Source organism: Rhodopirellula sp. JB055 (assembly GCF_043100905.1).
GTDB lineage: Bacteria > Planctomycetota > Planctomycetia > Pirellulales > Pirellulaceae > Rhodopirellula.
Genome location: NZ_JBICHO010000045.1, coordinates 1 through 14,149 on the forward strand (window position 1 = coordinate 1; position 14,149 = coordinate 14,149).

Annotated in this window: 7 protein-coding genes; 6 read left to right on the top strand and 1 reads right to left on the bottom strand. The window is 56.7% G+C overall.

Features of this window, described 5'->3' with window-relative positions; genetic code table 11:
• Positions 1–59 precede the first annotated feature (59 nt).
• A complete protein-coding gene (locus tag ACF8AM_RS01655) occupies positions 60–1,289 on the bottom strand; it encodes a DUF1559 domain-containing protein (protein ID WP_392553964.1) in 1,230 nt (409 codons plus the stop codon).
• Positions 1,290–1,536: 247 nt separating this feature from the next.
• Here ACF8AM_RS01655 and ACF8AM_RS01660 point away from each other — a divergent pair, with 247 nt between their 5' ends.
• The 6 genes from ACF8AM_RS01660 (at position 1,537) to ACF8AM_RS01685 (ending at position 14,132) form a co-directional block, all read left to right on the top strand.
• Positions 1,537–4,590: an FG-GAP-like repeat-containing protein gene (locus ACF8AM_RS01660; RefSeq protein WP_392553965.1), complete on the top strand. Its 3,054-nt coding sequence runs from the start codon at positions 1,537–1,539 to the stop codon at positions 4,588–4,590.
• 29 nt (positions 4,591–4,619) lie between these two features.
• Positions 4,620–6,101, top strand: a complete 1,482-nt coding sequence (locus tag ACF8AM_RS01665) for an FG-GAP repeat domain-containing protein (protein ID WP_392553966.1) — start codon at positions 4,620–4,622, stop codon at positions 6,099–6,101.
• Between the two features lie 38 nt (positions 6,102–6,139).
• Positions 6,140–7,483, top strand: coding sequence for a tetratricopeptide repeat protein (locus ACF8AM_RS01670; protein ID WP_392553967.1), 1,344 nt, complete (start codon positions 6,140–6,142; stop codon positions 7,481–7,483).
• A gap of 696 nt (positions 7,484–8,179) precedes the next feature.
• Positions 8,180–10,996, top strand: coding sequence for an FG-GAP-like repeat-containing protein (locus ACF8AM_RS01675; RefSeq protein ID WP_392553968.1), 2,817 nt, complete (start codon positions 8,180–8,182; stop codon positions 10,994–10,996).
• A 527-nt stretch (positions 10,997–11,523) separates the two neighbouring features.
• Positions 11,524–12,873 carry a DEAD/DEAH box helicase gene (locus tag ACF8AM_RS01680; RefSeq protein WP_392553969.1) on the top strand — a complete coding sequence of 450 codons (1,350 nt, stop codon included), beginning with the start codon at positions 11,524–11,526 and terminating at the stop codon, positions 12,871–12,873.
• Positions 12,873–14,132, top strand: coding sequence for a DUF790 family protein (locus ACF8AM_RS01685; RefSeq protein ID WP_392553970.1), 1,260 nt, complete (start codon positions 12,873–12,875; stop codon positions 14,130–14,132). Before ACF8AM_RS01680 ends, ACF8AM_RS01685 begins: the two co-directional genes overlap by 1 nt.
• Positions 14,133–14,149: the final 17 nt, after the last annotated feature.

Genomic DNA, 14,149 nt, shown 5'->3' on the forward strand with positions numbered 1-14,149 from the left:
AGCCTCCGAACTGGAGACTGAGGTTCTTGTTTTAAAAGGCATTGCAATCCCGAGCGGGATCAGAAGCTCTCGTCGATCACTTCCCGTGAACCACGTGTGCCGAGTGCTCCCCACAACCCGTAAGGGCTGGCTGCACCTGGAGCTCGCGGGCCGGTTTGGCCTGTTCGAACATTGCCCATGCTCTGGTTGCCAGATTCGATCGAGTCCGTGATGAATTTCACTGCCCCATCGGCCATCACGACATGCACACCGCCTTGGTGGCGACTGGACATCGTCGCTGACAAGTTTCGGTCGGCTCCGCTCATCCCACAAATTTCTTTGTTAGGCGGTCGAATGGTGGTGCACTGAGTGTAGACCGGAACAGCGTCAGCCCAGCGGAATCCGCGTCCGCCCGTGGAGCCGTCAGTTGAAACAGCCCAAAACGATGGGCGTTCTGGATCGATACCAGGGACCGTGTTGCGGCAGTACAACGGATCGTTGAAGAACGGCGCCGTGTTGTTGTTCCCCGCTAGGCGGCCACCGATTGTTCGGACGTCTTTGTCACCCAGGTCCGTGGCGATTTCCCCCATGGCAATGGTGTTCGAAGTGCCGTCGAGAAGGTCTCGAAACGCAGTCTGCTTTCGCATCACGAACGTTCCACGCATCGACGCGTTTGCTCGCGCCGCAGTGGAACTGGTTGCCACGTAAGGCACCGTCGTCCCTGCGTAAACATTCAAATACCCGTCGCGGTTGTTGACGGCGGAATCACCCGTGCATGGGGCGTAGTTCGTCCGCCCAAGGGCAGGCAAACCTTTGCCCGGATCACTTGGGCAACGGAAGGTCGCAATCTCAGTCGCCCAAGGCAGGTACTGAACGTTCTGAGGCGTCGGGCCCATGGCAGGCCAAGGGTTGGTGGGCGTTCCAATCGCGGCACCGGTGTTGCCATCAGTTCGCTGTGTATTTGGGTTGCTGATTTGCTCCCACAAACCTTGTTGCTCGAGAAACGGCAACATCCCCACCAAAGCACTCAACCGCATGTTGTTGCTATTGGTCAGACTGACCCAAGTATTCGTTCCCGTTGGAGGGTGCGTGCCGGTGCCGTGCAGAGGCAGTTTGTTGTATGCGGCGTGGTAGTTGTGCATCGCTAGACCGAGTTGCTTGAAATTATTGCTGCAACTCATCCGACGTGCGGCTTCACGAGCGGCCTGGACAGCGGGCAATAAAAGCCCGACAAGGACACCAATGATCGCGATCACCACCAGCAGTTCAACGAGCGTGAAACCCGCTCGCTTTGATTCATGCTGAACCATCAATTAATCAACCTGTTTTTCGTACAAGAATAGAACAACGCACTTCTTCCGGGGGGGCATAGAGAGCCCTAGGAAATCACACATAGCAAACGCTAGAGACACTCATTTCGAGCGTCGAAGTGCGGTATAGTAGTCCATAGAATAGGTCGCCTTGTTATTCCGTCAATCCTTCCAATGGATTGTTTTTTTCCACTGCATCGAAAACGCTCCTCCATTGCATCCCCCCCATTGCATCTTTCATGAGTGAATGACATTGAGTTTTAGATGCGATGAGACCGCTCAATCCGCCGCAAAACTGTTCTTTTTGGCAGTCCTCGTTGTTGCTGGCTGCACGCAATCGGACACTGGCTCGCCTGGCGTGGAGCTGAACACTCAGGGCCCCGTGGATGCCTTCGAGCAAATGGTGGCGGCTTCCACACAAAATCGGTGGGCGGCCGCTTGGGAGCTCGCCGATGATGTGCTGATTGCCTATCCAAACGATCCCGAAAAGCTCGCTTTCGTGGCCAATGTGGCGTTTCGTTCGGGCCACCGGGACCGCGCAGCGGACTTGCTCGTGGATGCGGCGGCGGCCAGCGGCTGGACATCGGAGGATCAGATTCAAACTGCTTTCACCGCTCTGCTAGCCGCAGGACGATTGCTCGATGGTGTCGATCTGCTTCGCACCGCGACCCAACATGCTCCCGAAAACACCGACCTGCGTCGGTTGCTGGCGGACCTATTGGTCGCAACCGAGCAACACCAAGAAGCGGCCGAGCATCGCCGAATCTTGATCCGCTCGCGTGATTTCGACCTCAACCTGCTGCACGCCGCGTCGTCTTACAACCAACGAACGGAGGAGGTGGCGTCGCTGCAACAGATACTGGAGCTGAACCCGGACGATTTGCGGCCTCAGATCGGCAAAGCGAAACAACGGTTCGACAGCGGGTTGATCCAAGAGGCCATCGGTTTGTTGCAGCCCATCGTTGCTCAGCACCCCGAATTCGCGCCCGCTCAGGTGTTGCTGGGTCGATCCTTTGTTCAACGGGGACAGTACGACCGGCTCGACCAATGGTCGAAATCCGCCGCGTCCGCCGCAGCGACCGACTCCGATTTCTGGATGACAATCGGAGACTGGGCGACGGAACTTGGCGACTCCAAAGCGGCAATCCAAGGTTATGGCCAAGCCGCAAAACTCGGTCCCGACCGGGCCGCACCATGGCAGAAGCTGGCCTCCTTGGCAGTTTCAGAACCCATCCTGTCAGCGGATGCGGAAGCGATTCAAAAGCGTACGGCTTTGTTGCTGCAACGACGCCAAGATTTTGCAGAGGCTGCGATTCGTGGCATCCAAAAACCAGACTCCTGCCTCGCACTGGCTAAATCAGCGATGCGACTCGGGTGGCTGTGGGAAGCAGAGGCCTGGGCAGCAACCGGGTTGACGATGAGGCCATTGAGTCCTGAACAGAAACTCAAACTTGACTCCCTGCGTCGATCCATCATTCAGCAACTGAATCAGAAAACACCGTGGGACGCCGGGATCCAATCCATGTCTTGGAAATGGCTGCCAAAGACATCAGCGGAGGATGCGATTGCCAAGCTTCGAGACGTAGCAGACGCTGGTCTGCAGGATGGCCCCAGCCTTTCCAGCAGCGACGCCGATCCAACAAGACAAACCCCGATCGCTAACAACCAGCCGTTGATGTTTGCCGAAGAAGCCACGCAACGTGGATTGAAATTCTTTGGTCGCACGGCGGATGACTTGAGTGAACCAGGCGTTTTGACCTCGCAAATGTTGGGCTGCGGCGGCGGCACCATCGACTACGACCTCGATGGTTGGCCGGACGTGTATTTGGTGTCGGCCGGCGGAACACCACCACTGAACGATTCCGCCCCCAACGCGATGTTCCGAAACCTCGCCGGAACGTTCCGCAACGCTTCCCAGGATTGCGGTGCCCGCGACGAAGGATTCGGCACCGGGGTCTGTGTCGGCGACGCCAACGAAGATGGCTTCGACGATTTACTGGTGCTGAACTACGGCCGCAATCGAATCTGGATCAACAACGGTGACGGCACTTTCTCGAATCATTCCACGCAGCTTTTGCCGCCTGCCTCGGTATGGTCGACCAGTGCGGCGATGGCGGATCTGAATAACGACGGCCTCTGCGACCTTGTGATCGCGAACTATTGTGCCGGTTTGGAACCAGCGACGTTCGAGTGCCAACTGCCAGACGGAGCTGGGGTTCGTTCCTGGTCCCCCAACCAGTTTTCGGCTGAACCGGATCATTTCTATGCCGCAACTGAATCGGGAGCGTTTGTAAAAGCGAACGACCAATGGGGTGCAGCCCCCGCGATCCCCGGGCGTGGGCTGGGTGTGGTGGCGGGATCGTTTGACAACACGCCAGGCTTGGATGTGTTGATCGCCAACGACATGACGACCAATCATTACTGGACCGCCGGTGACTTGGATCCACAATCCTCCGCTCCTCTGAAGCTAGCTGAACTGGGCACGCTGCTAGGTTTGGCAACCGACGCCCATTCGCGATCGCAAGGATCGATGGGCATTGCGGTCAGTGATTTCAACGGCGACCAACTGGCGGACTTTTACGTCAGCAACTACGCCGACGAGTACAACACACTCTCGATTTCATCCGCCGACGGTGGTTGGCGAGATCGCACGGTGAACCAGGACCTCGCGTCGCCAACGCTCCCGATGGTGGGCTTTGGGACTCAAGCGATTGACTTCGATCAAAACGGTACCGAAGAGCTGATCGTCACCAACGGGCACGTCGATGACTACCAGATCGTTCGTCCTGATTCCACCTACGCGCAACCGATCCAGTTGTTTCAACAAACTTCCCCGGGAACGCTCAAGGAGATTGGTGAGAACCAAGCCAGCGACTACTTTCAAACGCCACACATCGGTCGAGCATTGTGGACGATCGATGTGAACCGCGATGGTCAGGTTGACGTCCTCATCACCCACCAATCTGAACCGACGGCGTTGCTCGTCAATCGAACCGAAACCGATTTTTCCAGCGTCGCATTTCGCTTGGTCGGCCGGCAGAGCAGCCGAGGGGCCGTGGGCAGCGTGATCACGATCCGCCAAAACGATCGGGCGACCACCAAATTCGTAACAAGTGGCAGTGGATACTTCTGCAGCAACGAACAATGCACACGATTCGGTTTGGGCGACAACCGCACCAACGTTCGCGTTGAAGTTCGATGGCCAAACGGTAAAGTACAAACTTGGCCGTCGCTCCGCGTGGATCGCAAATGGCTGCTGGTGGAAGATGAAGACGCTTTTGAATTGCCAAGTATCCCGTGAACCGCCTCTTCCTTTCCCAACGAGTTCTGATGCGTCCCACCCTGCTTTGCATTCTGTGTGTGCTCGCGACTGGATGCCATCGCGGGGAAACAGAATCCTCCCCGTCAGCGAACACCGCCCCGACCAGCCACAAGGCGATCGTTGCGTTCTGTGCCGATTGCCACACCCTTCCCAACCCAGCGAGCTTCGACCAGGCCCGCTGGCAAGAAGAAGTCGAACAAGGCATCCGCATCTATCGTCAATCCGGTCGCAGCGACTTGGTCATCCCTGACGTGGACGCCACCGTGGCGTTCTTCCGAGCCGATGCGCCAGATGAGATCGTGATTTCGAAACCTGAACGGGTGCCGAACGACCGATTCGTCGAAAAGCCAATTCCCTGGCCATCCGACAACAAACCCGCGTCCATCTCCAGCATTCGCGTGCTAAGCGATGACGATGAGCTTCCCCGATTCCTGCTTTCGGACATGTGGACCGGCGCGTTGACCATGGCCGAGGTCACCGAAAAGGGTTTCCAAGTCACGGAACTCGGCAATGTCTCGCATCCCGCCCACATCGAACCCGTGGATTGGGACCAGGACGAATACCCCGACTACTTGGTCGCTGACCTGGGCACGCTGAACCCACAATCGGAACATCAAGGCAGCGTGTGGCTGCTGCGTGGTCAGCCAAGCGGCCCACCCCAGCGACATGCCTTGAAACTGGGGCTTTCTCGCGTCGCTGACGCCAGAACGATCGACATCGAAAATGATGGCGAGCTCGATTTGCTCGTCGCTGATTTCGGCCTGCACTTTGTCGGCTCCATCCATCTGGCGACCAACCAAGGTCTTCGCGAAGGCGTCCCCGAATTGGATTGGCAAGTGATCGATCCCAGACCGGGCACCATTTCGTCACCCACCATCGACTTTGACCAAGACGGTCGAACCGACTTTTTTGCGTTGATCACCCAGCACTACGAGATGGTTGAATTCCACCGGAACCTAGGTGACGGAAGGTTCGAAAAGAACGTGGTCTTTCACGCCGAAGACCCCGCCTCGGGATCAAGCAGCATCGAACTGGTGGACTTTGACCAGGACGGTGACCTCGATGTGCTGTACACCAACGGAGACACTTTCGACGATGGTCTGGCCAAACCCAATCATGGAATCAAATGGCTCGAAAACGAAGGCTCCTTCCCGTTCACTGTTCATGAAGTGGCGGTGATGCCGGGATGCTATCGCGCCGTCAGTGGCGACATCGATGGGGATGGTGACACCGACATCGCGGCGGTGGCTTATCTGGCAACTGAAGAAGTCGCTAAGTATCCCGAGGACACCTTCGATGGAGTGGCTTGGTTTGAACAGCAGGATGACGGAAGCTTTCTGCGACACTCTCTTCGCAAGAACACCTGCGAGGCAGCAACCTGTGTGCTGATTGACTGGGACGGCGATCGAGACCTGGACCTGCTCGTTCCCCCAAGCACGGCGGACCATCAACCCCAGGATGCGTTGCGACTGTATGTGAATCAACCATGAGCGCACGCCGAAGACCCAAGCCAAGCCGACGGAAACCCTTGAAGTCTCGGATCGAATCCACTCGGGACGCTCAGAAAGACTTGCCGCCTGCCAAAGACAAACCAGCGAGCACTCCCACAGCCAGTGACGACGGCAAGCCAAAGGGTCGAAAACGTTTGGCGTGGATGTCCCTTGCTTTGCTCGCATTGATCGGCGTTGGCCTGTACTGGGGACTTCCTGCGTACTGGATCTATCGCGGCGAAGACTCGTTGAAAGCGGGCCGATACACGGAGGCGGATCAGTTCTTTGAAAAGGCAGGCCCCTGGCCATCGCAGCGAAAGGCTTCCATCCTCGGCCAAGTCAAGGTCGCTCGGTTTTCAGGCAACCCAGCCCGTGCGCTCGCCCTGTTGTCCACCGCGCGTTATCGGGGAGTCTCATCGGACCAATTGAAGTTCGAACGGTCGCTGCTCGACATTCAATCTGGCGGCAACGAATCCAACGGCAATCAAGCGTCCGAATTGCTCGTTCGCTTTCCAGAACGCGGCTCTGAGATCATGGAAGCAGTCGTCAAGCGTGACGTCCAGCGAGGCCAAACCGAACTGGCCCTGCAACATGTCAACGACTGGTTGGAAGCGGCCCCCAAGAACGCGCGTGCGCTCTCGTACAAAGCCGAATTGCTCGCCACCGCCGGTGACATGGAGGAAGCGGAGACCTTGTTCCGCTCCGCCATCGAGCAGGATCCACACCTGCGACGAGCACGCCACGGGCTGGCAAAACTACTGAAGTATGTTGGCCAATACAAACAAGCGGTCGACCTGTTTGAGATCGAAATTTCGCGTGAACCCAGCAACGTCAGCTTAAGACTGCTGCGCTGCGATGCCTTGCTGCAGATGCAACGAAGTGATCAAGCGATCGAAGGCTTGCTCGAAGTCCTCGAGCTCGATGAACTGAACTTCCCTGCTCGGCATTCTCTCGCCTCCCAGCTTGCCAAACGGGGTGAGCACGCCCGGGTGATCGAGGTGCTGACTCCTCTGTTGGATGAGTTTACTGACGATGCCTCGATCAACTACTTGCTCGCCTCCGCCTATTCTGAACAAGGCGACACCCAGCGAGCGGACCAGCACATGCAGCAGTACTTGGATGGCCGGAAACGACTCGATGAACTGGTCATGCTCACTCAATCCTTGTCCCACGAATCGCCTGATCAAACCAAACTGCTGACGATCGCCAACGACTACCTGAAATATCAGTGGGACGTTGCGGAGCCCTGGATCGTCCGCGCGATTCAGAACGCCCCCTCCTCGCGCGCTCCATACCTCGCGATGGCGGAATTCCAACGCAAGAAAGGCGATCTGAAACAGGCGGCTCAGTACCAACAGGCCGCTGCCCTCCACGGCACATGACGCTCGTTTGAACAACCAAGGCGAAGATGGAGCTTTCTGATGCGCCTCTTCGAAGAGGTCACAGGTTTGACGCGGCGGCACACTGAACGCCATCACTCAAACAAGTGGCCGTGAATGCGACACGCTGTCAAAGAACAATCCGGCTGCCTGCCTTTGCCAGGGCACTCAAAAAGCACCTCCGAATGCTCATATGTAGCAACCAAAGGCATTCCACCCACATCAAGCACTCGGGACCGGCTACCTTCAACATTGCGGTGTTGATTCGCGTGCAACGCGGCGGCACAGCCATATTGGGACGAAGCAAAGAAAGATGCATGGGCTGCCTTCATCGAGGCATCTGAAATGAAAGGCGAACGTTTGTCACCCTCACCCAAACGCCCTCTGATTCGCCCCAACGCCCGGCGGCTTCGTTGGCCGCCACGCCGCGGCGAAGCACGCAGGTTTCGTTGGCTGCCTTTTTCGCGACCACTCGTCCTTGCTGTCTTGCTTGGCTGCCATTCAGAACCGTCACCTCAGCAACATGACAATGGGTCTGACAAGAGAGCACCGGCACTTTCGGCTCAACCATCCGTGATGGAGCCGCCCCATGTAGCAGACTCGAGTGATTCAGAACGGACGACGGTAAACTCGCCCACAACCCCCACCGCAGGGACCGAGCCGAATACCGAAAACAAATCCTTTTCGGCTGAGCTGGCCATGTCTTTGATTGAGGCAGGCGATCTCCAAACCGCTGGCAAGATGCTGCATCCGCATTTGATTGCGAACCCCAACGATCCCATCGCCCTTTTCACGTTGGCTCAACTACACGCAGCGTCGAATGATCTCGAAACAGCCATCACCACTTTGAAGCATCCCGCGATCCAAGATTCAGATGCGGCCCTGCCAGCCCTGGGGACAACAGCAGATTGGCTGATTCGTCTTGGACGCCCCTATGAGGCCGCGAGATGCTACCAACAAATGCTTGAGGTCGCCCCCGACGCCGTGATGGTCCATCGACGTTTGGCAGAGTTGATGATCCGAATGGGCCGTGCACCGCTTGCCCAAAATTCGCTTCGACAATTGTGTCGCAGTGGCAACATTCGGCGACCGGAACTGGCTGCACTGCTCGCGATCTCACAGACAGAAAGCGACCATCCAATTGGCCCGGTTGCCGACGCGCGCCGTTTGGCCAAACAGCACGACTATCAGGGAGCCGCAGATCGGCTGGCTAGTCGATCGAAAACAGAATTTCAAACACCTGACGTTAAAGCGTTTGAAACCCGAATCCTGGCCGAGTTGCAACAAGACAAAATCGTTGCGAAACGGCTCACCTCCAGTCGTGCCGACCAACGTGTCCATGCCGACTACTGGGCGGCGTTGGGCATTCACTCCCTTCGGAAGCAGGACGTGCAGACGGCCATCACAGCGTTTTCAAATGCCATCGCCATCAACCCCACGGACACCACTTCCATTCAGCGTCTTAGCCAGGCCTATCGGGCTGCAGGCGATGCCGAATCAGCCGACCAAATGCATCAGCAATTCCGAAACGTGCTCAAGACAATCCGCCTGAGCAATCAAATCGCGACGTCAGTTCCTGACCCGGCCGACATGGAAGAACTGGCGAATGCACTGGACACACTTGGACGCCCTCTGGAGGCTATTTTATGGCGAACCGTCGCCGCAAGCCACGCTCGCGATTCACGTGACAACATACAATCGTTGCAAACTCAATTCGCACGCCTTTCCCAATCGGATGAGGCTTTCCCCCATCCACCGTCACCTGAAACACTGCGTGCGTTCAAATCACCATCGCCCGATGCGGCCCCGGATGCATCCATTCGAGAACCGTTCGTCGCAGCCTCGCGATCCCACACTTGGCCCAATCCTCCAAAGACTGCCACATGGAGAAACGTGGCAGCAGACGTTGGGCTAACGCACCAATTCCGTGTTGCCAAAACACAACAACCCATGGCTTTCGCGATCTACCAATCGCTCGGTGGCGGTATCGCTGCCGTCGATTACGACTTGGATGGTCGCTGTGACCTCTACTGCGCGCAAGGAGCCTCCGACCCACCGGCATTCCAATCCGACGATCCCAATCCGCTGTATCGCAACACAGGTCAAAAAGTCACGGATGTCAGTTACTGGGCAGGAACCAGCGAGACCAGCTACACCATGGGCGTCACAGCAGGCGATTGGAACCAAGATGGATTCGAAGACTTAGCAGTGAACCAGTTTGGTTCGATCGTTTTACTGACGAATTGTGGGGATGGCACCTTTCAACGCAACGCGTTGCTTCGTCACCCCGCGACTTGGCTGCCGACGTCGATTGCAATCGCGGATGTCAATGCGGATGGGTGGCAAGACCTGATCGCACTGGGATACGCGGATAGCGAAGACGTCTGGAAGAAACCACCCGTCAATGAAGAAGGTCGGCCCACGTACCTCATCGGCCCAGCCAGCTTTTCGGGCGCTTCCAACTTACTACTGTTCGGCACCCCAACGGGCTGGGAAAATGAATTCGAAAAGATCAGGTCCTCCAATGCCCCAGTGAAAGACACGTCCCTTGGCATCATTGTCGGATTGAATTTAGACGAAACATCTGCTCAACCAAACGCACTGAGCAAGCAAGTCAATTCGATCTTCATAGGAAACGACCAACAGAACGACCGTCTGTGGACTCATTCCAACGCCCCCGCACAAAAATGGGCCGAAACGGCAATGGTTCATGGATGTGCCTTTGGAAGTTTCGGAAACCCCTCCGCTTCCATGGGAATCGCAGCCGCTGATTTCAACCAAGACGGTCAGCAGGATTTGCACATCACGAACTTCCAGGACGAACCGGCATCTCTGTTCTACGGCTGCCGCTCAGGCTTTCGCGACCATTCAATCGGAAGTGGAATCCACCGGCATAGCTTCAGTGTCTTGGGCTTTGGCACTGCGGCGTTGGATTTTGACCTCAATGGTCTTCCCGATTTGATCGTGACCAATGGCTACATCGATGCACCAGCCGAACGAGATCCACCGTTTGCGCAGCCGATGCAACTGCTTGTTCGCCAGAACAAAAAGTATCAGCTTCAAACAGTGAAGGATCCCAGTGGCTACTGGGCGCGTCCCCACGTGGGCCGAGCGATGGCGAGACTGGATTTCGATGGCGATGGTCGAGATGATGTTGCCATCACTCATTTGAACGAACCCTCAGCGATCCTAGTCAACCAAACCGAAACCCTCCATCACTGGATCCGCCTCGCTCTGATTGGAAAACAATCGCCAAGGAATGCCGTTGGGGCCACCATCACGGTGAACGCAGGAGCACACTCTCACTCACATCGGGTGACCGCTGGAGACGGATACCTGTGCCGCGACCAACCAGCGGTGACCATCGGTTTAGGAAACCACCAAACCGAGGTGGACATCGAGGTTCGGTGGCCCAACGGAAAGCGTCAACGCTGGGAGGATGTCGACATTGATTCCGCTTGGTTGCTGGTCGAATCTCAACCACAAGCCTTTTCAATGTCCGTTCCGCAGAAGTGAAACCGTTCGGCTGTCGGGAAGATTTCCGCTCATTCCTGGTCGCAGATCCTGGCGAGCGTCTCCCATCAAAAATCCCTTTGTCTTGACGGTTGCGCCCGCATATCTCCTGCACCAAAACACGCGAGATGGCACTCCACAGGTGATCTTGTTGGAGGCGATCAGGTTGACCGTCCGGATCACGATCGAAAGGGATGTGTCGATCTTTCGGTAGATCGTTCAGCGGGTGCGTGGTGGGCTGCTGGTATTTCGGGATCCCACCGGCAAGGTCACCGCCTAATCGGGGCTCAGTGCAACGGTACTCGTGCTCGCAATCGACTTTCAAGCATGAGCAGGGTAATTCTTCCAGGTGCGTTTTCGCTGGGCTATGCTGCCTCAAGTGCTTAGGTGTTGCGTTCACCGTGTTGCCCGTTCGATTGGTTTGATTCTTGATTGCAATTGATTTTCATGGGGGGACCCTGCGGCTGCGTGGCTGGCGGGACGTCGGCTGGAAGCAAGCGTCAGTTGCAGGCCGAATGAGAGGGATCCCAATGGTCTTCGATGACCGTGACGATTGCTTTCGCTGTGATGCAATGTGGGCGGGCAAGTTGCAGGCTCGCTTGCGAGAATGGGATCAAGAACACTTCGAAATCGATTCGTCCTCGTGGTGGCAATGGGAGGCTGGACCGGATCCGGATTGGCAGCCAAGTTTGCACGACCAACGCAACAGTCAATTGCGTCCAGACCAGAATCAAGCAGTCAGTGACTTTGAGTCGGGCGGACGCTGTGGTCTGCTGGTCATGCCGACAGGGACGGGCAAAACCGTGGTGGCTATGGAATGCATCCTTCGCGCTCAGTGCAGCGTCTTGATCGTCGTTCCCGTGCGTGACCTGATGTATCAATGGCACGAAAAGATCCGTGAGGCAACTGGCGTCGACGCAGGATTGATCGGCGACGGGGTGCACCGCGTCTCACCGATCAGTATCGCGACCTATGACTCGGCGGCGATTCACATGCCGCGAATTGGCGACCGCTTCAAGATGCTGGTCTTCGACGAAGTTCACCATTTGTCAGGCACCTGGCGTAGCGACGCCGCGAGAATGTCGACAGCAACGATTCGGATGGGATTGACTGCGACCTTGCCAGCCGATGAATCGCGTTTGCAAGCCTTGCACACGCTTGTCGGCCCGACGCTGCACCAACAAACCATCGCTCAAGCCAAAGGGAAAACACTGGCCGAGTACCGTGTTCATCGAATCGCAGTCTCATTGAACGAATCAGAACGAAACGCCTACCGCAGGCTCTCCGAAACCGTGCAGGAGTTTGTGGCGGAACAACGAGAATTGGACCCAACCTTTCGCTGGGAGGACATTCACAAATTGTCCGCAGCGGTGGACAGTGAACCAGAACGTTCCGCCGCGGCACAGAATGCAATGCGTGCTTACCGTGCGAAGCAAAAAATCGAGGACCAAGCCGAAGCGAAGATGCGAACGTTGGAAGACCTGTTTCGGTTGCACAGCGGCCAACCTGTGATCGTCTTCACCGGCACCAACGTGATGGCCCGAGCGGTCTCGATGCGGTTCATGGTTCCTTGCTTGCTGTCACACTGCGCGAAAAAGGAACGCCGCGAAGTGTTGCAACGATTCGCCGACGGACGCTACCCGGTGCTGGTGGCCAACCGAGTGCTGGACGAGGGAGTGGACCTCCCCGAAGTGAAAACAGCCATCGTGCTTGGCGGGCTGTCTAGTCAACGTCAGGCGATCCAGCGACTCGGACGCGTGCTCCGCAGGGGTTCTCGCGAAGAAACCGCCGTGCTGTACGAAATCGTGGCGGATGGAACCAACGAAGTGAAACGCAGTCGAACACGCCGACGCAACGATGCCTATCGAAAGACAAGCTGATGCTGCGTAGTGAACACTCCCTCGTTCAACTCAACTTTGACAATCGAACTTTAAAACCAGATCGGTTGCGACGTGTCCGCGACGCTGCGTACGTGAACGCGATTGCCGTGTGCTTGCAAATTTACCGAAATGGAATGGGCGAGATTCGGCAAGAATTGCACCGCCGCGTCGCTGAAGTGCTTGGAAACATTCCAGCGTGCCCGCCCAAACGAATCGCCGCCTTTTGCAAGCTGCTCGATGACCTTGGTGAATACGAACGTGGCGGGTCGTCGGCCAGCCGGTTGCGTCAGCGGGTTTTTGAAGAGGCCGCACCACTCCATCCCATCGTCACGGTCCGCGAGGGGATCTTCGAGCACGACCTGGCGACGGCTCGACAAAAAGTCAGCGAGTCCCTGGGAATGAGTTGGACAGAAATCGAATCGAAGATGTTCTCGGATGTAATCGAACTGCAACGCTTGCATTCATTCAACAAGGAACTGACCGCGGAGGAAGTGCTCTCGGCGTACAACGTCGCCCAGACCCAAGCCGCCCTGTACCGCGCAACGTCGATTCGAATCGAAGCCGGATCGGATTTCAAAGCCATTGCTCGGCATGCCAAACTCGCTCAATTGATGCACCGGATTGAACGCATGGAATGGCGGAGAAACGGAATCACCCAACCTGGCCTGCGGTTTGATCTGGACGGGCCCGGTTCCTCCCTTCGCGAAACGACTCGTTACGGAGTAGGTTTTGCAAAGCTGTTGCCCAAGCTATTGAGTTGCCAGAACTGGAGGTTGACGGCACGTGTGCTTGGCCCCAACAAGCAAGCGTTTCGATTGTCACTGTCACCCCAGGACGGCCTTCGATCTCCACTTCCGCCTGAGAATGAATTTGATTCCGAATTCGAGCGTGCGGTGGACTCCGCCTGGAATCGCAATCCGCCGGTGGGATGGCGACTCGAACGAGAAACCGAGTTGTTGGTCGATGGGCAAAACGTTTTCACCCCCGACTTTTTGATGCGTCACGAGGACGGACGCGTCATTCATTTAGAGGTGATCGGATTCTGGACGCCCGAATACTTGCAAGACAAATCCCGACGACTCTGCAAATGGGCGTTGAGCAATGACCGTCCACATTGGTTGCTGATGTTTCCCAAGCAGCATTCCACCGGCATGTCCCAACTGGCCGGTCACTTGGAGCTCCCTTTCCTCCGGTTTGATCCCCGCCAGAATCCGGCGGAGTGGATCGAAACGGCGCTTCGCCTTCCCCGGTCGACTTGAGTCACAAACCAACCATC

Excerpts from the sequence above, each read along its gene's own strand:
- ACF8AM_RS01660 (WP_392553965.1), top strand. The coding sequence starts at position 1,537 with ATGACATTGAGTTTTAGATGCGATGAGACCGCTCAATCCGCCGCAAAA.
- ACF8AM_RS01665 (WP_392553966.1), top strand. The coding sequence starts at position 4,620 with ATGCGTCCCACCCTGCTTTGCATTCTGTGTGTGCTCGCGACTGGATGC.
- ACF8AM_RS01680 (WP_392553969.1), top strand. The coding sequence starts at position 11,524 with ATGGTCTTCGATGACCGTGACGATTGCTTTCGCTGTGATGCAATGTGG.
- ACF8AM_RS01685 (WP_392553970.1), top strand. The coding sequence starts at position 12,873 with ATGCTGCGTAGTGAACACTCCCTCGTTCAACTCAACTTTGACAATCGA.
- ACF8AM_RS01675 (WP_392553968.1), top strand. The coding sequence starts at position 8,180 with ATGTCTTTGATTGAGGCAGGCGATCTCCAAACCGCTGGCAAGATGCTG.
- ACF8AM_RS01655 (WP_392553964.1), bottom strand. The coding sequence starts at position 1,289 with ATGGTTCAGCATGAATCAAAGCGAGCGGGTTTCACGCTCGTTGAACTG.